The sequence below is a fragment of the Pseudoxanthomonas sp. 97-1-1 genome, assembly GCF_057773125.1.
Window position 1 is genome coordinate 322,305 of the sequence record NZ_JBYMTJ010000002.1, and the last position, 21,587, is coordinate 343,891.

19 protein-coding genes are annotated in these 21,587 nt (G+C 68.4%); 12 read left to right on the top strand and 7 right to left on the bottom strand.

The window, feature by feature from the left end; genetic code table 11:
- Window positions 1-13 precede the first annotated feature (13 nt).
- Window positions 14-1,201 carry a glycosyltransferase gene (locus AC3DET_RS08715; protein WP_488391367.1) on the bottom strand — a complete coding sequence of 396 codons (1,188 nt, stop codon included), beginning with the start codon at window positions 1,199-1,201 and terminating at the stop codon, window positions 14-16.
- 122 nt (window positions 1,202-1,323) lie between these two features.
- On the opposite strand from AC3DET_RS08715, the gene AC3DET_RS08720 reads away from it, so the two are divergent.
- The 3 genes from AC3DET_RS08720 to AC3DET_RS08730 are packed head-to-tail and all read left to right on the top strand — an operon-like array spanning window position 1,324 to window position 4,485.
- Window positions 1,324-2,325, top strand: coding sequence for an acyltransferase family protein (locus tag AC3DET_RS08720; RefSeq protein ID WP_488391368.1), 1,002 nt, complete (start codon window positions 1,324-1,326; stop codon window positions 2,323-2,325).
- Between the two features lie 46 nt (window positions 2,326-2,371).
- Complete coding sequence (locus AC3DET_RS08725) at window positions 2,372-3,859, top strand: oligosaccharide flippase family protein (protein ID WP_488391369.1); 1,488 nt, start codon at window positions 2,372-2,374, stop codon at window positions 3,857-3,859.
- The gene (locus tag AC3DET_RS08730) at window positions 3,856-4,485 is read left to right on the top strand and encodes a hypothetical protein (protein WP_337731093.1); all 630 of its coding nucleotides are present in this window, start codon (window positions 3,856-3,858) and stop codon (window positions 4,483-4,485) included. Before AC3DET_RS08725 ends, AC3DET_RS08730 begins: the two co-directional genes overlap by 4 nt.
- 12 nt (window positions 4,486-4,497) lie before the next feature.
- Here the strand turns inward: AC3DET_RS08730 and AC3DET_RS08735 are convergent, their stop codons facing one another.
- Genes AC3DET_RS08735 through AC3DET_RS08760 form a run of 6 tightly spaced genes read right to left on the bottom strand, consistent with a single transcriptional unit; the run spans window position 4,498 to window position 11,281 of the window.
- Window positions 4,498-5,589, bottom strand: coding sequence for a GNAT family N-acetyltransferase (locus tag AC3DET_RS08735; RefSeq protein WP_488391716.1), 1,092 nt, complete (start codon window positions 5,587-5,589; stop codon window positions 4,498-4,500).
- A gap of 2 nt (window positions 5,590-5,591) precedes the next feature.
- Complete coding sequence (locus tag AC3DET_RS08740) at window positions 5,592-6,734, bottom strand: GNAT family N-acetyltransferase (protein WP_488391370.1); 1,143 nt, start codon at window positions 6,732-6,734, stop codon at window positions 5,592-5,594.
- Window positions 6,718-8,778 carry an NAD-dependent epimerase/dehydratase family protein gene (locus AC3DET_RS08745; RefSeq protein WP_488391371.1) on the bottom strand — a complete coding sequence of 687 codons (2,061 nt, stop codon included), beginning with the start codon at window positions 8,776-8,778 and terminating at the stop codon, window positions 6,718-6,720. Before AC3DET_RS08745 ends, AC3DET_RS08740 begins: the two co-directional genes overlap by 17 nt.
- Window positions 8,775-9,980 (bottom strand): glycosyltransferase, encoded by a 1,206-nt coding sequence (locus tag AC3DET_RS08750; protein WP_337731090.1) that lies wholly within the window; start codon window positions 9,978-9,980, stop codon window positions 8,775-8,777. Before AC3DET_RS08750 ends, AC3DET_RS08745 begins: the two co-directional genes overlap by 4 nt.
- Window positions 9,973-10,584, bottom strand: a complete 612-nt coding sequence (locus tag AC3DET_RS08755) for a class I SAM-dependent methyltransferase (protein ID WP_488391372.1) — start codon at window positions 10,582-10,584, stop codon at window positions 9,973-9,975. Before AC3DET_RS08755 ends, AC3DET_RS08750 begins: the two co-directional genes overlap by 8 nt.
- A 25-nt stretch (window positions 10,585-10,609) precedes the next feature.
- Complete coding sequence (locus tag AC3DET_RS08760) at window positions 10,610-11,281, bottom strand: hypothetical protein (protein ID WP_488391373.1); 672 nt, start codon at window positions 11,279-11,281, stop codon at window positions 10,610-10,612.
- Window positions 11,282-11,466: 185 nt separating this feature from the next.
- Here AC3DET_RS08760 and AC3DET_RS08765 point away from each other — a divergent pair, with 185 nt between their 5' ends.
- The 9 genes from AC3DET_RS08765 to AC3DET_RS08805 all read left to right on the top strand — a co-directional run bounded on the left by AC3DET_RS08765 (window position 11,467) and on the right by AC3DET_RS08805 (window position 21,585).
- A complete protein-coding gene (locus tag AC3DET_RS08765; RefSeq protein WP_488391374.1) occupies window positions 11,467-12,534 on the top strand; it encodes a polysaccharide deacetylase family protein in 1,068 nt (355 codons plus the stop codon).
- A 21-nt stretch (window positions 12,535-12,555) separates the two neighbouring features.
- A complete protein-coding gene (locus AC3DET_RS08770) occupies window positions 12,556-13,851 on the top strand; it encodes an O-antigen ligase family protein (protein WP_337731087.1) in 1,296 nt (431 codons plus the stop codon).
- A complete protein-coding gene (locus AC3DET_RS08775; RefSeq protein WP_337731086.1) occupies window positions 13,848-15,401 on the top strand; it encodes an oligosaccharide flippase family protein in 1,554 nt (517 codons plus the stop codon). The genes AC3DET_RS08770 and AC3DET_RS08775 overlap by 4 nt, the downstream gene beginning before the upstream one ends.
- The gene (locus AC3DET_RS08780; protein ID WP_488391375.1) at window positions 15,398-16,744 is read left to right on the top strand and encodes a phenylacetate--CoA ligase family protein; all 1,347 of its coding nucleotides are present in this window, start codon (window positions 15,398-15,400) and stop codon (window positions 16,742-16,744) included. The genes AC3DET_RS08775 and AC3DET_RS08780 overlap by 4 nt, the downstream gene beginning before the upstream one ends.
- Before the next feature lie 7 nt (window positions 16,745-16,751).
- Window positions 16,752-17,903 carry a glycosyltransferase gene (locus tag AC3DET_RS08785; protein WP_192201495.1) on the top strand — a complete coding sequence of 384 codons (1,152 nt, stop codon included), beginning with the start codon at window positions 16,752-16,754 and terminating at the stop codon, window positions 17,901-17,903.
- A 30-nt stretch (window positions 17,904-17,933) separates the two neighbouring features.
- The gene (locus AC3DET_RS08790; RefSeq protein ID WP_488391376.1) at window positions 17,934-18,575 is read left to right on the top strand and encodes a polysaccharide deacetylase family protein; all 642 of its coding nucleotides are present in this window, start codon (window positions 17,934-17,936) and stop codon (window positions 18,573-18,575) included.
- Between the two features lie 108 nt (window positions 18,576-18,683).
- Window positions 18,684-19,871: a hypothetical protein gene (locus AC3DET_RS08795; protein ID WP_488391717.1), complete on the top strand. Its 1,188-nt coding sequence runs from the start codon at window positions 18,684-18,686 to the stop codon at window positions 19,869-19,871.
- Complete coding sequence (locus AC3DET_RS08800; RefSeq protein WP_488391377.1) at window positions 19,868-20,659, top strand: glycosyltransferase family 2 protein; 792 nt, start codon at window positions 19,868-19,870, stop codon at window positions 20,657-20,659. The genes AC3DET_RS08795 and AC3DET_RS08800 overlap by 4 nt, the downstream gene beginning before the upstream one ends.
- Window positions 20,660-20,661: 2 nt before the next feature.
- Window positions 20,662-21,585, top strand: coding sequence for a glycosyltransferase family 2 protein (locus AC3DET_RS08805; protein ID WP_488391378.1), 924 nt, complete (start codon window positions 20,662-20,664; stop codon window positions 21,583-21,585).
- Window positions 21,586-21,587 lie beyond the last annotated feature (2 nt).

A 21,587-nucleotide genomic window follows, 5' to 3' on the forward strand; every position in this document is an offset into this window, starting at 1 on the left:
GTCCGTGTTCTTGTCAGGCCCGGCCGGTGGCGTAGTACGCCCGGCCGGCATGCGTTTCGGCGAGCGCTTCCCCGCAGGCATCCAGGGTTTCCCGGGCGACCTGCTCCCAATCCCGGGAGAAGCGCCGCGCGAGTGCGGCTTCGTCCCAGGTCCGTTCCAGTGCCTGCACCAGTGCGGCCGCCAGTGCGTCCGCATCGCGCGCCGGGACCAGCACGCCGTTGGCCGCATCCACGACTTCCGGGATGCCGCCGACAGGGGTGGCCACCACGGGCCTGCCGCACGCCAACGCTTCGACCAGCACGTTCGGATGACCTTCCGAATAGCTGGGCAGCGTGACTACATCGGCGGCGACCATCCAGCGCGCCACTTCGGCGGGGGCCTGTGCACCGGCGAGTTGCAGCGGCAACGAGGGATCGGCGGCGAGCGCCGCGTCCAGCTCGCCCCGCAGGGGCCCTTCACCCACCAGCACCACGCGGGCGCGTGGCCGCTGCGCCACCAGGCGGCGCGACGCCTGCAGCAGTTCGCGCAGGCCCTTCTCGGCGACGAGACGTCCCACGTAAAGCACCACCTCGGCATCCTCCGCCACGCCGAGCGCACGCCGCGCGGCGCTGCGGTCGCCGGGATGGAACAGACTGGCATCGCAGCCATTCGGAATCGCGCGGACACGATGCGGCTCGGCGCCGTAGCCCTCGACTGCGACGCGCCCCAGGTCTTCGCTGACCACCAGCAGCCGACGCGCCGCGCGGACCACGGGTCGGGTCAGGCGGCGGCTGATGGCATCCCGCACGCGCAGGTCGGAGCCGCGCGCACCTGCGACGAAGGGGACGCCGGCCGCGCGTGCAGCCCGCATCGCGCCGTAGCCGTCCGGATACAGCCAGTAGGCCAGCACCACGTCAGGCGCGAAGGCGCGCAGCGGCGCGGCGAGCGCCCGTGCACACAGATGGCCATTGAAAGGGCGGCTGATCGCCGGCAACGCGGGATAGCGCACATGGTCCACGTCGCAGCCGGGCGCGACCTGCGCATCCTCCACGGGGCGATACAGGTAGCTGCGCGGCTGTGCCCAGCGGGGATACGAAGCGACCGGGCTGATCACCTTCACCTCGGCGAGCCGCGACAGTTCGCGCGCGGTCTGGTAGACGGGGCGGCCGCGGTTGGGTTCGCCGGCGATCGGGAACTGGGAGGTGACGATCAGGATACGCATGCAGGAGTCATGGAGGAGAGGCGGCCATGCTGTCCGCAGCACGGTGTGGTTGGCGTTATCAGAACCGAGTCATGCCGATGCAGGGGAACAGGGTGGGTCACGAAACGTCTACGCCCTCGCGGATGTTGGAACTGGACGCCCTGCGCGGTATCGCCGCTGTCGCCGTGCTGGGTTACCACTTCACAACGCGTTATCAGGAGCAGATAGGCCATGCCGGCGGCATGGCGCTGGACCTGCGGGTGGGCAAGTACGGCGTCTACCTGTTCTTCCTGATCAGCGGCTTTGTGATCTTCATGACGCTGGAGCGCACGCGCAACGCCATGGATTTCGTGGTGTCGCGCTTCTCCCGGCTCTTTCCGGGCTATTGGGCGGCCGTCCTGCTCACCGCCGCCGTGGTGTATGCCGCCGGGCTGTCGATGCAGCAGCTTCCGCTGGGGGCGCTGCTGCTCAATTTCACGATGGTGCAGGAGATCCTCGGTGCCGAGCATCTGGACGGGTCCTACTGGACCCTGCAGATCGAACTGTTCTTCTACGTGCAGATGCTGTTCTGGTTCGTGGTCGGCCAGCTCGGGCGCATCCACTGGATCATCGGCGGATGGCTGTTGTTGGCGACGGTCGAGGGCCTGTGCGAGAAGCATCACTGGCACTTCTCGTACTGGGTGCGGGAACTGCTGGTCCTGCGCTTCATTCCGTTCTTCGCGCTGGGCATTCTCTTCTATCGCATGCGTCGCTATCCGGGCGAGTGGCGGCTCAACTTCGTGATGGTGTTGTTGGCGCTGCTGGCCATCGCGATTGGCGAACGGCCGGTGTTCCTGCCGGTGGCGCTGGCCTGCTGCGCGATCTTCGCGCTGTTCCTCCGGGGCGGGCTGGGATTCCTCGATACGCGCCTGTTCGTGTTCCTGGGCGGCATCTCGTATGCGCTGTATCTGGTGCACCAGGCCATCGGTTTCGTGGTGATCCATCAGCTGGAGCAGCGTGGCGTGCCGGCGTTGCTGGCGTGCGCGGTGGCGGCTGCGCTGTCGCTGGCCCTGGCGGTGGGCCTGAACCGTGGCGTCGAACGGCCGATGATGGCGTGGATGCGCGAAGGCTGGCGGCGGCGCGGGATGCGCCTGGAGACGACGTGAGCGATCATCCGGTCACCGGATACTCGCACCGGCACGGGACGCTTGCTTGAACGATCACCGAAAGATCTTTTCCGGCGCCGCACTCGGCATCATCGGCGGCCTGTCGGGGCGCGCCGTGGGCCTGGTAGGAACGCTGCTGATCGCACGCCACCTGACGCCGGACATCGTGGCCGAAGTGACCGTGGCCACGGTCATCGCGCTGACCGGCAACTGGATCGCCGCGTGGGGGTGCGGCCAGTATGTCGTGGTCCGTGGGGGCGAGGGCAGGGAGGCCATCTTCGCCGCGAGCATGGTGTACCTGCTTGCAGGCATCGCCATGATCGCAGTGCTCTGGTGGGCCACACCGACGCTCGCGCTTTGGCTGCAAGCCCCGCGGGTGGCCGACTACCTGCCTGGCGCCCTGCTGGGCATCGGTATCCGCCGCCTCGGCGCGATGCCGGACAAGCTGCTCGCACGCGAGCTGCGCTTCGGGCGGATCGCGCTGGGCACCGCGCTCGGCGACGTGGCCTATGCGGTGGTGGCCGTCTCGCTGGTCAGCACGACCACGCTGGGCGGGCAGGCGATGATCATCGCCTTCATCGTCCAGTCCTGCGTCATTGCCGGCGCGACGATCACGGCCACGCGCCTGCGCGACTGGCTGCTGCCGGTGAAGGTATCCGCCGCGCGGCTGCGCGACATTCTCCGCTTCGGCGCACCGATCACGGGCGAGATCGTCCTCAGCGAGGGTGCGCGCTACTGGGACAAGCCCTTGATGTTCCGGCTCGTGGGCGCGCATGACGCAGGCAGCTATGGCATGGCGTTCAATCTTGCGCAGTTGCCTGCGGTCTATGTGGGGGGGCATATCGGCACGGTGATGGTGCCGGCCGTGACGCGCGCGCCGCCACAGGAGCGGCCCGCACTGATGGTGCGCGCGCTGACGTTCGCGGCATTGCTCCTGTTCCCGATGTCGGCGGGCCTGGCGATATGCGCGCCCACCCTGGTCGCCGCGCTGCTGCCCCCGGCCTGGTCGCAGGTCGCGCCGCTGCTGGGCGTGCTCGCCCTCGCGTCGCTGCCCGGGACGGGCAGCTTCATCCTGTCCGCGTTCCTCGCGGCACATGCGCGCAATCATTGGCTGATGTGGATCGAGGTGGCGACCATGGCGACCCTGGTGTCGTCGTTGTGGCTGCTGTCGAAGGGCGGTGTGCTGATGGCGTCGGGTGCCATCGGCGTGGCTGCGCTCGTGCAGTGGCTGCTCACCGTGAGGGCATGCCGCGCCGACGGCCTGCGCCTGCAGGGGCTGGCGGCGCCCTGGCTGCGCATCGCGCTGGCGTGCGTGGTGATGGGGGCGGCCGTGCTGGCCTGGCGGTGGGCCACGCAGGCGCACCTGGCCATCGGCTGGCGGCTGGCGGGCGAAGTGCTGGTGGGCATGGTTGTGTATGGTGTTGCGATGTGGGGCGTCGGGCGCGACCTGGTCGGGGACGCGCTGGCGGGATTGGGGATGTCGCGTCGGCGACACCTCGAAGATCGGGTGCGAGAAGGGGAAAGCACACCATGATTCATTTCGATGCCATCGCCTTGCTGCGACGGCCGGCGGCGAAGCAGTGCACGATGGCGCTGTCGGAGGAGCAGCGCTTCGTCGAACTGCGGGAAGCGGACATGGACCGCCTGGTGGCGGCGTACCGCGCGAACGGTATGTCGGGGAAACCGGAACGCATCCTGCGGCGCTATCGCCACGGCATGCGCTGCTTCGGCATCCTCGAGGGCGAGGAACTGGTGGCATGGTTCTGGGCGCTGCATGGCGTGCCGCGCTACATGGACGAACTGGCGTGGCAACTGCCGCTGACACCCTCCCAGGTATGGCTGCGCGATGCGTTCGTGGTGCCCAGGCGGCGCGGGCGGCGCCTGCTGGTGGCGATGATGGGGCAGGGGATGAGCGTCGAATCCACGCCGATGGAGTATTTCTCCGACGTGAGCGTGTCCAACCGGCCGTCGTTGCGGGCCCACGACGCGATGGGTTTCAGTCGCTATGCGACGGTACGCAGCCTGCGGATTGGCGACGCATGGTTCTGGCGCAGCCTGCCACCGGAGGAATTCCCGGCGCCGACCATGATCAGGCCTGCGCAGCGTCGCCTGCGCTTGACGGCCGAAGAGATCGCCTGGCACCGCGAACAGATCGCGTGATGCCGGGTGGCGTCAGTTGTCGTGTCCCCGCCTGTACGCGAGCGGGCGCAACGGGCGCGCCGCCGCGATCAATCCGCGCGGCAGCCCGCCTGCGTGCAGGATGCCGGAGGCCATGGGTTGGCGGTCGGGCAGCAACTCGCCCATGTAGGAATCTTCGTGGGCCTGGCTGTCGAACAGGGCCAGCTCGGGCCATCGCCCGTCCAGGGCCTGCAGCAGGTGCCATTCGTTGAGTTTGCCGGGGCTGGCGTTGGCGAAGTCCGCATCCCAGCCCGTCTTGAATCCGCTCAATCCATTGCCGCACAGCAGGTTGCTGCTGGAAGCCACCACGCGGTCGCCGCACAGCGTTTCCACGAACACCATGTGGCCGCGATCCGCCAGGCGCGCGCTGGCTTCCAGGAAGAACGTGCGCTCCGCGCCGGATGCGAGCATCGAGCTGCCCTGTGCGCCCTTCCAGCCCGCATCCTCCAGGGTCAGGTGGCGGCTGGCTGCATGGGAATCGGCCTCACGCCCTTCGAGGATGCGCAGGCTGACATCGCCGCGTTCCTGCAGTCGACGCGATCGTCGACGCAGGTCCTTCGCCACGTTCGGCCGGACCCGCGCGGCGGCCGGCACATCACCCGGAATGCGGCGCAGTACCGGTCTGCGCGAGAAACCGGTCTGGCTCCAGCGCAGTCCGGTTCCCTCGCGCAACGCCGCCCACAGTTCGCCGTCGGCGGCGACGTTGTGCCACACGACCGCGCGCTCGCGCCAACTGCCCCGGTGCATCAGGCGGGCGAAAGCCCCGGCGATGGCGCCGGCCTCGCCCGGCAGGTGCAGGATGCCGGACTGGAACGCATGCAGATGCCGATACGCGCGCCAGTGCGGCATCGGCACGAACAGATTGGCGGCGCGTCGCTGCAGGCAGGTCAACGCCAGCAGATCGCGTCCGCGCTCGATGGTCAGCACCACCGGAGGCGCATCCGGCGTCAGCCAGCGGGCGGCCGCCTGCACGAAACCGGGTAGCAGGAAGGGCACGGAGGCCGCAGTGGCACGCGCCAATCCGTCCCAAGCTTCGAAGTCGGCCGCGGTGAGTTCGTCGAGTGTCCGCAGCCGCGTGCGCAACATGCTCACGGCAGGACCTCCTGGCCATGCCGGCGGCGGTACAGGTCGACGATGCGTGCACGCCAACCCACCCGGTCCACCGACAGCCATGCCATGCGGCCTTCGGCCATGGCCAGTGAGCGCTTGTACTCGGCGTTGCCGGCCATCAGTTCGTAGCGGTCGAAGCCATGGCCGGCGAACTCGTTGATGGCCGTGCTGAGCAGCAGCAGCCCCGGGCTTCCCGTGCCGCCGATCTGCCGGTAGTTGATGCCGGCCTGGTAGAAATACGCGATGCCGCGCCAGACCAGGTGGTACAGGTAGCCCACGATGGTGCCGCCCGCCTCCAGGCGCATGAGATGGACGCCGGTCTCCTGCGTGGAGGCCGCGATCAGGGCGTGGTGGAACGCGATGATGCGCGGATCGGCGAACGCGCCCTGTTCGCCGGAATCCTCGTCCCAGTGCGCCTGGTGCAGGCGGACCAGTTCGTCGAAGAATTCCAGCCGGTCGGCGAGCGTCACCGCCGTGCAGCAGGCCAGTGGGCCGAACTGGTCGATCAGCTTGCGAGCCGTGCGGCGCAGGTTGGCGCGCGTGCGGCTGCCCGGCACGGTGGTGACGTAATCCTGGTGGCCCAGGCGCAGGCCGGCCAGATCGACATACGGGGTCGCGCTGCTGGTCCGCTGCAGGCGAAGGCGCGGTGAGCGCAATCGCTCCAGCGGGAGCGCGTCCATGTCGATGCCCGGCAGGTAGAGGGTCAGCCAGTGGCGCTCACGGCGTTCGAAGTGGTCGACGCAGGCGACCAGCACATCGTCCTCGTGTCCCGCGAGCGACAGCACGCCATTGAACTCGACGGTGATGCTGTCCGCCACGCGATCACCGACCTGGTGCAGGCGCACATGCTTGAGCCCCAATGCGAACCAGCGCCGCTGTTCCACCACGATACCCAGGCCGACCACACGGCCCTCGACATGCACGGACAGCAGGCGCGCGCGCCGCAGCGGGCACAGGGTACGAAGCCAGGTGCCGATCCACATCCAGCTCTGGAAGAAGCTGCCACGCGATTGCTGCTCGAGGGCCCGCCATTGCGTTTCCAGCAGGTCCAGCGGGGGCAGCGGCTCCACCCGCACGTCATACCGGGCAGACGGCGTCACGCTGTCACCCGAACGTCGCATCCAGTCCCCTCTCCACGCCCACCCGCGGGGTCCAGCCCAGGCCGGTGCGTGCGGCCGTGGTGTCGAAGTTCGCCAACGGCCGCAGCGAGCGCACGCGATAGCGTGTCAGCGGCACGTCGCGGCGCAGGATCCTGCCCAGTTGCTCCACGCCGAAGCCCAGGGTCATGAACATCCAGCGCGGAACCCGCACGACCTTCACTTCGTCGCCGAACTTCCGCGTGCAGCGGGCCAGGTAGTCGGCCTGGGTGATGTGCGAGGTGTCCACCACGTTGAACAGCGGGTGCGCCGGTGCCGGTGTGTCGGCCGCGCACAGCAGCGCGTCCACCACGTCGTCCACGTACACCAGCGGCAAGGCCTGCGCGCCGTCGCCGACGGCGACCCAGCGACCGGCCAGGGCGATGACGCCGTTCGGGGTGACCTTCTCGGCGCCGGGCCCGAATATCTGGCCAGGGCGCACGACGATGGCGGGCAATCCCCGCTGTGCCACCGCATCCAGCACCATGCGTTCGGCCGACAGCTTGGTCTGGGTGTAGGCACCGCGCCAGTCGGGATGCGGCTCCAGCGGCGACGATTCGGTCATCACCGCGTTCACGTCGCGCCCGGCGTGGTCGAACACGCTCATCGAGCTGACGTACACCAGCCGCTTCACCGAAGCGTCGACGCAGGCATCGACGATGTTGCGCGTGCCCCAGACGGTGCCGGCCTCGAAGTCGCGCGGTCCACCACGCATCGCGGCGCCCACGTGGTAGACCAGCGGCACACCGTCGACGGCATGGCGCACGATGCGCGGGTCGCCCAGGTCGCCGATGACGGTCTGGATATCCTTGTCCTGCGCGAAAGCCGCCACCGGGCGACGCACCAGCACGCGCACCGTCCTGCCCTGTTCGCGCAGGCGTGCGACGACGCGCTTGCCGAGGAAGCCGGCGGCGCCGGTGACCAGCACGTCCGCCGGCGGAAGCGCGGCGTAGCGCGATTCCAGCAGCGCGATGCGCTCTGCATCAGGGGCTGCGCAGACCGGTTCCAGCAGCTGCGCGATACGCAACGCGTCCTCGCCCGTGAAGGGAGGAGATGCATTGTCGCGCGCGGCGCGTGCGAACTCCGCCGCGCCCCGCCGGATGCCGGGTGACGGCTTGAGCATGCCGGTGGCGAACCGCACCACGTTCCACGGCACGCGGAACACGTCCTTGCATGCACTGGCGAAGGCGTTGACCACGATGCCGATGAACTTCGGCCCGGGCAGCACCCGGTGGATGCGGCATGTCTGCAGGAAGCGGTCCACCTCGATCGTGCCGCGCGTGCCGCGCACGAACACGCGGTTCTCCATCGGCCGGGCGTTCCACGACAGCAGCAGGCGGCCCACGCCATCGCGCGCCACCGCGTGCGCCTGCCATTCGTCGAAGTGCAGGTTGGGGTCGGTGCCGCGGGCCTGGCAATCCACCCGCAGTTCGCGCACCGGTCCGAGGAAGGCTTCCAGGGTATACAGGCCATGCACGCCCAGGTCGCGGAACGGATACGAGCCCTGGGTGACCGAGCCCGGCAGCGGGCCACCGGCATACGGCGGATATTCCGAGTTGCGCACGATCTCCACCGACACCACGTCGCCGATGCGTCCGTCGCGCACCGCCTGGATGGCCTGCATGAGCACGGGATCGAAAAGATCGGAATGGTTCACGCCGAGCTGCAGCTTGCGCGCGCGAGCGGCGGCGATCATTGCCTCGCAATCGTCGACGGTATCGGCCATGGGTTTTTCCACCAGCACATGGCAGCCCATGTCCATCGCCCGCAGGGCGATGGCGGCATGGAAGGCAGGCGGCGTCAGCACATAGACCGCCTGGGGACGCTGGTCCGCCAATTCGTCCAGATGGGCCGCGACGCGCGGCACCTTGAAGCGGTCGGCCAGCGCCTGCGCCGCGGTGAGGTTCGGGTCGCAGATGCCGACGACGTCGACGAAATCCAGCTCGGCCAGGGCGGCGAGGTGATGGGTGGCGACATAGCCCGCGCCGACGATGGCAACGCGCAGGCGGGTGGAAGCGGGAACGGTCATGGGGCAGGGGTCATCATGGAGGTATGTGGTCGGTGATCGAGCGCGTGGGTCACGGTGGCCAGCACGTCCTCGACCCGGCGGTCCCAGGTCTGCGCCGCCACGGCGGCGACGCGTTCGTCGGCGGCCTCGCGGCTGTCGTCGCGCAGTGCCTGCTCGAGGGCGGCGAGGAAGCCGCCCCGGTCTTCCGCAATGCGGACCCACTGCGCGAACTTCGCGATCTCGGGGTTGTACGTGCTCACCACGGGCTTGCCGGTGGCCAGGTACTCGCGCAGCTTGAGCGGGTTGGCGTTGGCGACCTGGCGGTTCATCCGGTACGGGATGATGGCGGCGTCGAACGCCTTCGCCCATTGCGGAAGCGTGGGGTAGGGTTGGGGGCCGGCCAGCCGCACATTGGGCAGTGCCCGCAGCGAAGACACATCGACCGCCGGATGGCCGACCAGCAGGAAGCTCCATTGCGGGCGCTGTTGCGCCAGCCATGCGATCAGCTCGATGTCGATCCATTCGTGGATCGAGCCGATGTAGCCGACCACGGGCCCCTTCAGGTCGCGTGCGCCTTCCGCCACGGGCGTGTCGGGCATGCGCGCGGTGAGGAACAGGTCGAGGTCCACGCCGTGCGGGGCGTACGTGGCCGTGGGATTTAGCGCCTGTTTGAGGGGCAGCAACGACGGTGGCGCGACGAACAGCTGGTCGGCCTCGCGGCTGAGCGCCTCGTCGCGGCGACCGATCAGGTCGGCATCCACGCCGGGATGCGCTGCATAGTCGTCGATGCAGTAGTACACGCAGAAGTCCTCGCCCAGGCGGTGCGCGAGGAAGCCCGGGTGGGGGACGACGAACCACGACAGGTAACGGGTGATGCCGACCATGCGCAGCGCGCGTCGCACGGCCCAGCGGCTGAAGAGCCGGTTGAAGACCTCCACGCCGGGAATGCGCCGGAACGGCAGCTGCGGCACGGTGCAATGCCAGAAGCCCTCGCGGATCGGTACCGGCGGCCGCAGCGCGGCGGCCAGCTTGCGCCATGCGCGCTTGAGGTCGCGCCCGGAGGTGTTGGGCGCCCGCATGCCCGGGGAGTCCACGTAGAGCACGGGCATGCGGTTCGCCAGGCGCGTGGCGACGTGATGGCTGCTGGTGCGGTTCTCCGCGTTCCAGTCGTTGCCGAAATAGACCACGCCGCGCCCCTGCAGCGCGGTGGACGGATCACTCATCACGCCACCAGCCGATGAGCCAGGCGGTGCCGCCATGGTGGATCCAGGTCTTCTGCAGGCCGGGAATGGCCTCGACGTGCGGCCCCACGCGACCGCATGCCGGCGCGAAGAACGTCACCAGGCCGCAGCGGCCGAGATGGCGCATGCGGGCGATCGTGGCCGCAGGATCGCTCAGGTAGTAGAGCACCTCGCAGGCGGTGACGAGGTCGAAGCGATGACGCTCGTCGCCCCACGGTTGCTGGAACAGGTCGGCGGCGGCGAAGTGCGCCTGCGGCAGGCGAAGGCGCGCGCGTTCCACCGCGGCGGCACTGACATCCAGGCCGTACTGTTCGTCGCTGAGGCAGGCCAGATGCTGGGTCTGGTGTCCTTCGCCACACCCGATCTCGAGTACCGAACCCACGCGGCCGAACGCCTGCTCGATGACGCGGTTGGTGGCTTCGAAGCGCGTGCGCTCCATGGCCGAGTCCATGTTCCATGGATCCTCGACGCGATAGGCCAGATCCAGGCGCGCATGGTTGTCGTTGCCGCCCACGCCGCGCAGCGCATACTTCATCCACAGGCGACGCTGGGCCTTCTTCAGCAATCGGGCGGTATCACTCCACATTCGCGTGTCCTCTTTCCTTGTCCGCTCAGCCGCACGCGGCCGGGCCGCGTGGGCCCTCGGTTGCCTGGTGCGCGGAGTCACGTCCTGCGGGCAGCGGACGCGAAGGTGCGCTGTACCAGCCGATGATCCTGTCGCATTCGATGTCGACCCACGAAGGACCGTAATGCCAGCGCGCAGCATGCTCGGTTGTCGGCTCGCCCAGGATCCTGCGCGCCTGCCCGGTGTCCATGCCCAGTTCGAGCTGCCGCGCGGCGCGTGGCTGCCATGCCGCGGCGGAGGCATCGCCGGGGCCGGCGGGATCGAGGGTGGGGACGGCGGCGCGGTTGGCGCCCAGCCAGTACAGCAGGGCGGCGACCAGGGCGCCGATCAGCAGGTAGCGGCGTGAACGGGGCGGCGCGGGTGTTTCGTCGTACGCGGGCATGTCGTGGGCGACGGGTTCGGTCTGGGCCGGGGCGTGCATGCTGCGCCGTGGTGCGGAGGCGCCCGGCAGCCGTCCATGCACGCGGTGGAAGTCGAGGGTCGCTTCGTACAGGCGATTCAGGCGCTGCAGTCGCGGCAGGTCCGAGGCATCGCCCTGCATGTCCGGGTGCAGGGCCGCCACGCGCCGGCGATAGGCCTGCTTGAACGCGGCCATGCCGCATTCCGCGTCCAGCCCCAGCTCTTCGTACATGCTGACGAAGTCGGTATCGTCCGACATTGGTGACGCGCCCCTGTATCGCCGTCGGCGCCTTCTTGGCGCGTGATGTCTGCTTTCCCAGCTATACGCGTTCCGGGGCGCGATCCGGCCAGTCCAGGGGCTGGCCGCGCGCGCCGGCTTTCTACGTATTCACCAGCACAGGCAAGGTTGCCGAACTGCGGATGATGATGACCAGGGGATCATCGATGAGCGTCGCGGCGCGCGTGGGGCGCCGGCAGCTGTTGGCACGCTGGTGCCATCGGCTGGGCGCGCTGCCATTGCTGAAGCGCGTGAGGCCGGGGGCGCACGGGGAAGTGCGCGTGCTGGCGTACCACCGCGTGCTGGAGTCGTCCGACCCGAAGGGTTTCAGTTTCGATCCGGAGTTGATCAGCGCGTCCGCGGACGTCTTCCGCCAGCAGATGCAGCACCTGAAGGCGAACTTCGTGCCGATGCGCTTCGACGAGGTGCTGGACCATCTCGATCGCCGCAGGCCATTGCCCGCAGGAGCCACGCTGGTCACCTTCGACGACGGCTACGACGACAACTACCGCATCGCGTTCCCGAGCCTGCGCGACCTGGGCATGTCGGCGATGTTCTTCGTGTCCACGGGCCACATCGATTCCGGGCGGCCGTACGCGTACGACTGGCTGGTGCACATGCTGTGCTCGGTGCCCGACGGCGCGCGCCTGCAGGTGCCCGAACTGGGTATCGACTGGGGGTTGGAAGCCACGCTGGCGGAGCGCCGGCGACAGGCTTCCGACCTGCTGTACCGGGTGAAGCTGCTGGATGACGACGAGCAGGCGGCACTGGTCGCCCGGCTGGAAACCACCTGGGGCATCCCGCGCGCGGTGGGTCACCCGGATTGCCGGCCCATGACCTGGGACCAGCTGCGCGAGATGCAGCGTGGCGGCATGGAGATCGGGTCGCACGGCGTGGACCACCGCATGCTGGCGAAGCTGCCGCTGGAGCGCATGGTGGGCGAGGTACGCGAATCCAAGCTCGCGCTGGAGCGCGAACTGGGCGTGCCCGCGCGCGTCATCTCGTATCCGGTGGGTGGGCCCGATGCGTTCAACCACGACACGGTCGAGGCGGTTCGCGCAGCGGGCTTCGGGCTGGCATGCAGTTACGTGGCCGGCGTCGGCCGGCTCGGGCCGGGCACGCAGTTCTCGCTGCCCCGCCTGCCGGTGGAACGGCACATGGACATGCCGTGGTTCCAGGCGATGATGGCGCTGCCGGAGCTGTTCACCTACGCCTCGCGGCTGCGCACGGGCTGAGGCAGGGAGCGACAGGGGACCATGTTCTTTTTCTTGTTGGTGTACCTGATCCTGGTGCTGATCAGGCCACAGGATTACCCGGCGGTGGCCGAATCGCCCGGGCCGCCCCTGCAGTCCATCGCGCTGGTGCTGGCGGCGGGCCTGTGGGTGTTTTCGCAGCGCAAGTCGTTCAACCAGCCGCAGTACCTGCTGATCCCGATCTTCCTCTTCATCGCCATGGTGTCCAAGGTGGTGAACGGCTGGGCGGGCGGTGCGCTGTTCGTGTTCTTCGTGTTCGCCCCCGTGCTGCTGGCCTACGTGCTGCTCGCCAATGCCGTGGATACGCGCAAGCGCATGCAGGTGGCGATGGGGGTGTTCATCGTGTGTGCGTCGGTGCTGGCGGTGCACGGCATCGACCAGGCCAGCACGGGCATCGGCTGGACCGGCGTCGAGCTCTCGCAGGGCACGCGCATCCAGTACGTGGGCATTTTCAACGACCCCAACGACCTGGGCATGCTGTTCGTGATGTGCCTGCCGATGGCCTTCTATCTGAGCGCACAGGGTGGCTGGCTGGGGCTGAAGCGGCTGTTCTGGTGGACCGCCATCGTGTTGCTGGTCTGGGGCTGCTACCTGACCAATTCGCGCGGCACGCTGCTGGCGCTGGTGGCGATGCTGGGCGTGTACGTCTGGCGCACGCGCGGCCTGTTCCTGGCGGGCCTGATGGGCGCCGGCGCACTGGGAGGGCTGATGATGCTGCCCTCGCGCATGCAGGAAATGGATGTGTCCGAAGCCTCCGCGATGGGACGCGTCGAATCGTGGTACGAGGGCATCCAGATGTTCATCGGCAGCCCTGTGTTCGGCATCGGTGCCGGCGGCTACTCGGACCTGCATGAACTGACGGCGCACAACTCCTTCGTCCTGGTGCTCGCGGAAACGGGCATCGTGGGCTTCACCGTCTGGCTGGCGATCGTGGGCTACTGCTTCCGCATGATGCTGGCCATCGTGAACCGCGGCGACGACATCATCGACGACGTGCCGCTCGAGGTGCCCGACGATATCGCGCTGAAGGAATGGAGGACCGACAAGGCCTTGAGCCTGAGCCTGCTGTTGTCGCTGACCGGCTTCTTCACGGCGGCGTTCTTCCTCAGCCGCAGCTACGTGATCATCCTGTACCTGCTGGTCGCGCTGGTCGTCGGCCACTACACGCGCATGCGGTCCACGTACCCCAGCCTGCCGCAGTTCTCGCTCGACAGGGACATCATCCGCTGGCCCCTTATTGCCGTAATCGGCGTTATCGGGCTGTATCTGACCGTGAAGGTCCTGTTGGCCCTGGCATGAACTCCCGCTCGCGCACGCTCAGCAACACCCTGTTCTCCTCGGTGGGCATGTACACCGAGTACGTGCTGGGCATGCTGACGTCGATCATCATCGCCAGGCACCTGGGACCGGAGGGTTTCGGCACCTACAGCCTGGTGATCTGGCTGGTGGCGATGGGCGTGGCGACCACCAACTCGGGCACGGCCAGTGCGGCGATCAAGTTCATCGCCGAACTGCGCGGATCCGGGCACCTCGAACAGATCCCCTACGTGCTCACCTACCTGCGGCGCGCGCAGCGGGTGTTCATGCTGTTCGTGCTGCTGGCGGGCGCCGCGTTGTTCATCTTCGCCGGCGACCATGTCGCGCCCGGCATGAACCACACGCTGCTGCTGGGGTTCCTGATCCTCGGCGTGGTGCTGCGCTCGTCGTACATGTTCAACATCGGGGTGGCGAAGGGCTTCGAGAACTTCCGCGCCACCGCGATCGTGGCGCTGGTGTCCACCCCCATCAACCTGCTGCTCGTCATCGCGGCGTGGCAGCTGGACGCGCCGGTGGAATGGCTGCTGGCGGTGTTCTCGCTGTCGGGCATCGTCTTCTACGTGGTGTCGCTGCGGCAGATCCGTCCGCTGCTTCCGCCACGCCAGCCCGGCGTGGTGCTGCCGCCGACACTGCGTGCGCGCATCGGCCACCACATGCGCTGGACGGCGCTGACCGTGTCGGTCAGCTTCCTGGTGGCCAGCGAGGTGGAGGTGATGTTCCTCAACCTGTACGCGGACAGTCACGATGCCGGCCAGTTCAAGGTGGCCTACCAGCTGGCGGTCGGCGCGGCGGCGCTGGTGCCGGGGGTGTTCGGTGCGCTGCTGCTGCCGATGATGGCGAGCGCGCTCAGCCAGGGCAGGGAAGTCGCGGCGCGGCGCTTCGCCGGCACCACGCACTACCTGTCGCTGCTGGCGACGCCGCTGATGGCGTTCGGCCTGGTGTTCGGCGACGACGTGATCCACCTGTTGTACGGGCCCGAATACTGGGCGGCGGGCCCGTTGTTCTCCGCCTGCCTGTTCGCCACGTGCCTGACCACGATGGCGCAGGGGGCCTCCAGCATGCTGGTCAGCGCGGACCGGCAGCGCAGCATCCTGGTGCTGGCGGTGACCAGCGGCGTGCTGAAGCTGACGCTGTCCGCCGTGCTGATCGCGCACTTCGCCCTGGTGGGCGCGGTGATCGGTTACCTCACCGTGGCCCTGGTGAACGCCACGTTGTACATCTCGCTTGCGATCCGGGTCAGCCACGCACGGCTGGCCTGGGGCGCGCTGGGGCGCGTGCTGCTGGCGGGCGCGCTGGCGGCGGCGCTGGCGTGGCCGTTGCGGGGGCATCTGGTGCCCTGGGCGGCGGTCCTGCTGGGGGGCGTGCTGCTGGTGCTGTCGTATGCGCTGTTCACGCTCCTGCTGCGCTGCTGGAGCCGCGATGACATCGAGCACCTGCAACTGCTGCACCGCCGCTTCGCCGCGGGTCGTCCGCGCATGGGCGCGCGCCTGCTGGCGTGGGCCCACGAACGTGCGGGGGAAGGCGCCTCATGACGGGCCTCTACGAACCCCTGTTCCGCCATGTGCTTTTCCCCGCGTACGAATCCGGCTTGCGCGGGCGCAAGACGCTGTCGTACCTGCGCGAGTACGAGCGCCAGCAATGGCTGGCGCCGGAGCAGATCGATGCGCTCCAGTGGCAGAAGCTGCAACACCTGCTGCGCCATTGCTGGGAGCACGTGCCCTACTACCGGGAAACCTGGGCCGGGCTTGGCATTGCCGCGCCGGAGGACATCCGCGATCCCGCGCACTACGCGCGGCTGCCCGTGCTGGACAAGCCCACGATCCGCGCCAATTTCGAGCGCTTGATCGCCGGCCCGCAGCGGGCCGGCCTGCTCTACAAGACCACCGGCGGCTCGACCGGCGAACCCCTGAAGTTCGGCTACACGCGCGATAGTTATGAGCGCCGCGTCGCGATCATGTGGCGTGGCTACGGATGGGCCGGTGCACGGCTGGGGCAGCGCACCCTCTACCTGTGGGGCACGCCGCTCGGCGCGCAGAAGCGCAAGGACCTCCTGTACCACGGCGCCTTCAACCGCCGCATGCTCAATGCCTTCGAGATGGACCGCACGCGCATGGCGGAGTACGCCGATGCGATCGACCGTTTCCAGCCCGAAACCATCGTGTCCTACGTCGCGCCCATCGTGGAGATGGCGGACTGGCTGATCGCCACCGGTCGCCGGGTGCATGCGCCGCTGCGCATCCTGGGTGCCGCCGAGGCGCTGCATGACGCGCAGCGCACGCGCATCGAACAGGCCTTCGGCGCGCCGGCCTACAACACCTACGGCTGCCGCGAGTTCATGCTGATCGCCGCCGAATGCGAGCACCGCGATGGTCTGCACGTCAACGCGGACCATCTCAAGGTGGAACTCGGCCATGGCGAAAGTGCCGGCGGGGAAGGGCCGCGCGAACTCGTGATCACCGACCTGCACAACCTGGGCATGCCGCTACTCCGCTACGTCAATGGCGACCTTGCAACGCCCGGCCATGGCCGCTGCGCTTGCGGACGCGGACTGCCGCGACTCGCGCGCGTGGATGGACGCAAGCTGGATGCGTTGCGCACCCGCGATGGCCGGTTCGTGCCGGGCGAGTACGTGGTGTATGCCTTCCTGGGCGCGACCGGTATCCGGCGCTACCAGGTGGTGCAGAAGCAACTGGATGCATTCGAGATCCTGATCGTGCCGGACGCAGGTTTCGATGCCGGCATCATCGAGCATGTGCGGAGCGAACTGGTCAAGGTCGTGGGCGACAGTGTCGCCCTGAACTTCCGCCTCACGGACGAGATCCCGCTGACGCCCAGCGGCAAACAGCGGGTCACCGTGTCGGAACTTGGAGGGTAGGAAGAGCGTGGAGATCGTGCATTTCGTCGAGAACCTTGACCGGGGCGGGCTGGAACGCACCGTGGTGGACCTGATCGCGAGCCAGCGCGAGGCGGGTCACCAGTGCCGGGTCATCTGCCTGTTCAAGCTGGGCCTGCTGGCCAGGGAACTGCTGGCCAGCGGTGTCCGGGTGGACGCCTGCGGCAAGCAGCCTGGCCTGGACCTGCGCGCGCTGCGTCGCGCACGCGCGTTGCTGCGGCAGTCGCCCAACGCCGTCATCCACACGCACAACGCCATGGCGCACTACTACGCGGTGATGGCGTCGCTGGGCTTGCCCGTGAAGTGCCGCATCAACACCCGCCACGGCATGGGCGGTCGCTCGCGCAGCGGTCGTCAGGAATGGCTGTACCGGCAGAGCATGCGCTTCACCGACTACGCCGTCGCGGTATGCGAAGCCGCACGCGAGCGCTTCGCCGAAGAAGGCGTGCATCCGCGGCATGGCCTACTGGCGGTGCCGAACGGCATCCGGCTGGAGCGCTTCCGTTCCGCTGGCCCGGATGCACGCCAGACGCTTGCCACCGAACTTGGCTGGCCTGCGGGCAGCCGGATCATCGGAACCGTGGGGCGCCTGCAGCCGGTGAAGGACCACGCGTTGTTGCTGCGCGCCTTCGCCAAGGTGCGCATGCAGGTGCCGGAAGCCGTGCTCGCCATCGTCGGCGACGGTCCGTTGCGCGAGGCGCTGGAGGCGCAGGCTACGCAGGCCGGACTGGCGGATGCGGTCAGGTTCCTCGGTGACCGCCATGATGTGCCGCGGCTGCTCATGGGCATGGAAGTGTTCGCGCTGTCGTCGTCCAGCGAAGGCTATTCGATCGCGCTGCTGGAGGCGTGCGCGGCCGGACTTCCGATCGTGGCCACGGATGTGGGTGGCAACCGCGAGATCGTCCGCGAGGGTGTGAACGGCCGGCTGGTGCCGTCGGGCGATGCGGCCGCGCTCGCCACGGCGTTGATCGCGCTGCTGCGCGGCGGCGACCGTGCCGCGACGATGGGCCGGGCAGGGCAGGCGTGGGCGCAGGCGGAAGCCTCGTTCCGCACCATGGCCGAGCGTTACCATGGCCTCTACGAGGATGATGGCCAGGACATGTCATCCGGTGCGATGGCCGTGCAGGGACGCATCTCATGAAACTTTGCGCTTCCCGGTAACCCGATCGCCATGAATCCACGTCCACGACGCCTGAAACTGCTGCGCTTCCTGCCGAACGGCTGGCTGTCGACCGCCGGCCCGAGCGGGGAGCGGTGCGCGTTGTACCTGACGTTCGACGATGGCCCGCATCCTGCCCATACGCCGCCGTTGCTGGATCTGCTGGCGGAGCATGATGCCAAGGCCAGCTTCTTCCTGGTGGGGCGCGAGGTGGAACGGCACGACGCACTCGCGCGCCGCATCGCTTCGGAAGGGCACACGCTGGGCAACCATTCGTACTCGCATCCGGTCTTCGAATCGCTGACGCTGGGGCAGCAGATGGAAGAGATCGATCGCACCGAGAAACTCCTGCAGGGCATCGATGGCCGCGCACGCCACGCATTCCGTCCACCCCGCGGCGTGTTGAGCGTACCGATGCTGGCGCGGCTGGTGGGGCGCCGGCACCGCATCGACTACTGGTCGTATGACAGCCTGGACTACAGCCGCCGTCCCGTGCCGGAGTTGCTGGAGACGATCGGGCGCCATCCGCCGCGCGGTGGCGACATCATCCTGATGCACGACGACAGCGACCATTCGCTCGAACTGCTGCGTCGCCTGATCCCGGCATGGAAAGCCCAGGGATTCGATCTGCGCGCCCTGCCGCACGTGCATTGACCTTGCCGCACCCCGGCATGGGGTGGCCGGTGCATCCGCGTTGTCGCGTTTTCTGGAGTGACGATGGCGCGACCACGCGCCGGTAACGAAGGGGGATGCTTGGACGGTGTGATGTGGCTGGCGGGGCTGGCCGTCGTGATCCTGGCGACCGTGCTGGCGGTCTGGAAGTTGCTGCGTTCGCGCAACATGGAACTCTGGATCGGCAACTACCTGCGGCGCCCGCGCATGCGCGCCGTGGAAGGGCCCGTGCACGTGATGTTCTGCTTCGTCGACCACTTCGAGCCCATGTGGCATGGCGCGGATGAAGCGACGCAGCGCGAGCGCGTGGACCGCTGGTGCCGTGACTACCGCACGCTGGCCGGACGCCACCGGGACGCGGATGGCCGGCCGCCCCAGCACAGCTTCTTCTATCCCGAAGAGGAGTACGTGCCGGAGTATCTCGACAAGCTCTCCGCGCTGTGCTCCGACGGCTATGGCGAGATCGAAGTGCACCTGCACCACGACAACGATACCGAGGCCAACTTCAAGGAAGGCATGTCGCGTTTCTGCCGCGTGCTGCACGAACGCCATGGCGCGCTGCCGCGTGATCCGGCCACGGGCGAACTCCGTTTCGGCTTCATCCACGGCAACTGGTGCCTGGACAATTCGCGGCCCGATGGCCGGTGGTGCGGCCTGGACAACGAACTGATCCTGCTGCGCGAGCTGGGATGCTACGCGGACTTCACGCTGCCATCCGCACCCAGCGACACCCAGACCAGCACCATCAACAGCATCTATTACGCCACCGACGATCCGCACGCGCCGAAGTCGCACGACCAGGGCGTGCCGGTCCGCGTCGGCGGACAGGCGAGTGGCGACCTGATGCTCATCCAGGGGCCGCTTGGCCTGAACTGGAAGGATCGACGCATGGGCATCATCCCGCGCATCGAGAATGCCGATGTGCGCAGGGGCCAGCCGCCGACGCCGCAACGGGTCGATGCCTGGGTACGCGCGGGCGTGCACGTGCAGGGCAGGCCCGACTGGTTGTTCGTGAAGATCCATACCCACGGCACGCAGGAAGGCGATATCGATACGCTGCTCGGTCCGCCGGTCGATGCGATGCACGACTATCTCGAATCCGCCTACAACGATGGCAAGCAGTACGTGCTGCATTACGTCACCGCGCGCGAGGCCTACAACATCGTCAAGGCCGCAGAGGCGGGCATGCAGGGCAATCCCGGTGCCTACCGCGACTATGCGTTGCCGGCCCCGCGCGCATCCTGGGCCGGCGGCAAGATGGCGCAGGCGGCCGCGTGACGGACGCTACGCCAGCCGCCCCGCTGGATGCGCCGATGGTCAGCGTGGTGATGCCCGTGTACAACGCGCAGGCCACCATGCGCCGGTCCATCGATTCGGTCCTGCAGCAAAGCCACGCGAACCTGGAACTGATCCTGATCAACGACGGCTCGCGCGACGGTTCGCCGGCCATCATGGACGAGTACGCAGCGCGCGATCCGCGCGTGGTGGCGATCCACCAGGCCAACGGGGGCGTCGCGGCTGCACGCAACCGGGGGTTGCAGGCCGCGCGCGGAAGCCACGTCGCGTTCCTGGACAGCGACGACTGGTGGACGCACGACAAGCTCGCCCTGCAACTCGAACACATGCGGCGGACCGGCGCGCGCGTGTGCTACACCGCCTATCAGCGCGTGGGCGAGGATGGCAGGCCATTGGCGACCGTGCTGCCCCCGGCGCGCGTGGACTATGCCGGCATGCTCTACAGCAACCGCATCGGCAACCTGACCGGCATCTACGAGCGCTCGCTGGGCGAGGTGGCGTTCCAGAAGATGGGGCATGAAGACTACGTGTTCTGGCTGGATCGGGTGCGACGTGCCGGCCATGCCGACCGCGTGCCGGATGAGCGGCCGCTGGCGTACTACCTCGTCCGCGAAGGTTCGGTGTCGTCGAACAAGTTGCGTGCCGCCGGCTGGCAGTGGCGGATCTACCGCGACATCGAGAGTCTGCCCTGGCCGCGGTCGGCGTGGTGCATGCTGCACTACATCGCGCATGCGCTGCTCAAGCGACGTCCCGTCTCAAGGCTGGCGTGACCATGGCATCGTCTCCCCCCGTGACGGTGCCGGACTACGCGGTGGTGATTCCGGCGTACCAGGCCGCTGCCACTTTGGCGCGCGCACTGGACAGTGTCGTGACGCAGACCTTGCCGCCGCGCCAGATCGTGGTGGTGGACGATGGCTCCCCCGATGGCGACGAGATGGCGCGCATCGTGGCGGGTTATGGCGGCGTCGTCGAACTGCTGCGACAGCCCAACGGCGGACCCGCCAGTGCGCGCAATGCGGGCGTGCGCGCGACATCGGCGGCATGGGTGGCATTCCTGGATGCGGACGACACCTGGTTGCCGCACAAGATGCAGGCACAGATGCCCTTGGCGGTGGATCCGCGTGCCGGTCTTCTGCATGGCAGTGCGCGCGAGGACCGCCTGGCGCTGCCGGCTGAGATGGATTTCGACCTGCTGTGGCGGTGCAACCGGATATGCACCTCGATGAGCGTGGTGCGCCGCGAAGTCTTCGATACCCTGGGCGGCTTCTTCGAAGCGCGCGAGCTCATCGGTGCCGAGGACTACAGCCTGTGGTTGCGCATCGCGCACGCAGGCTGGCGGGTGCGAGCCTGCTCTGGCCTGGTGGGCCGTTACACGCCGGTGGAAGGCAGCCTGACCAGTCGCATTGAACGCTGCGCCGCTGCGGAGATCCACAACGCGCAGACGCTGGGCGAACAGTTGTCGCTGCCTGCCGCGATGGTGGCGTGGAAGGTGCGGGTGATCCGCACGGAGTTCGCCCGCCACCTGATCCATGCGCGCCGGTTGCAGCCGGCACGCCACCTGCTGTTGCCGGCGCTGGTCGCACGGCCCACGCTGGAACGCATCAGCCTGATGTCGATCAGCTGCATGCCCATCCCCGTGCTGGACATGCGCCGCCGCCTGCGCGCGCGCGGGCGGCGGCCTCACCCCTGCCCGTGACG

What these genes read in the sequence shown, in the direction of transcription:
- AC3DET_RS08715 (WP_488391367.1), bottom strand. Translation starts at nt 1,201, where the DNA reads ATGCGTATCCTGATCGTCACCTCCCAGTTCCCGATCGCCGGCGAACCC.
- AC3DET_RS08720 (WP_488391368.1), top strand. Translation starts at nt 1,324, where the DNA reads ATGTTGGAACTGGACGCCCTGCGCGGTATCGCCGCTGTCGCCGTGCTG.
- AC3DET_RS08730 (WP_337731093.1), top strand. Translation starts at nt 3,856, where the DNA reads ATGATTCATTTCGATGCCATCGCCTTGCTGCGACGGCCGGCGGCGAAG.
- AC3DET_RS08735 (WP_488391716.1), bottom strand. Translation starts at nt 5,589, where the DNA reads ATGTTGCGCACGCGGCTGCGGACACTCGACGAACTCACCGCGGCCGAC.
- AC3DET_RS08740 (WP_488391370.1), bottom strand. Translation starts at nt 6,734, where the DNA reads ATGCGACGTTCGGGTGACAGCGTGACGCCGTCTGCCCGGTATGACGTG.
- AC3DET_RS08745 (WP_488391371.1), bottom strand. Translation starts at nt 8,778, where the DNA reads ATGACCGTTCCCGCTTCCACCCGCCTGCGCGTTGCCATCGTCGGCGCG.
- AC3DET_RS08750 (WP_337731090.1), bottom strand. Translation starts at nt 9,980, where the DNA reads ATGAGTGATCCGTCCACCGCGCTGCAGGGGCGCGGCGTGGTCTATTTC.
- AC3DET_RS08755 (WP_488391372.1), bottom strand. Translation starts at nt 10,584, where the DNA reads ATGTGGAGTGATACCGCCCGATTGCTGAAGAAGGCCCAGCGTCGCCTG.
- AC3DET_RS08760 (WP_488391373.1), bottom strand. Translation starts at nt 11,281, where the DNA reads ATGTCGGACGATACCGACTTCGTCAGCATGTACGAAGAGCTGGGGCTG.
- AC3DET_RS08765 (WP_488391374.1), top strand. Translation starts at nt 11,467, where the DNA reads ATGAGCGTCGCGGCGCGCGTGGGGCGCCGGCAGCTGTTGGCACGCTGG.
- AC3DET_RS08770 (WP_337731087.1), top strand. Translation starts at nt 12,556, where the DNA reads ATGTTCTTTTTCTTGTTGGTGTACCTGATCCTGGTGCTGATCAGGCCA.
- AC3DET_RS08775 (WP_337731086.1), top strand. Translation starts at nt 13,848, where the DNA reads ATGAACTCCCGCTCGCGCACGCTCAGCAACACCCTGTTCTCCTCGGTG.
- AC3DET_RS08780 (WP_488391375.1), top strand. Translation starts at nt 15,398, where the DNA reads ATGACGGGCCTCTACGAACCCCTGTTCCGCCATGTGCTTTTCCCCGCG.
- AC3DET_RS08790 (WP_488391376.1), top strand. Translation starts at nt 17,934, where the DNA reads ATGAATCCACGTCCACGACGCCTGAAACTGCTGCGCTTCCTGCCGAAC.
- AC3DET_RS08805 (WP_488391378.1), top strand. Translation starts at nt 20,662, where the DNA reads ATGGCATCGTCTCCCCCCGTGACGGTGCCGGACTACGCGGTGGTGATT.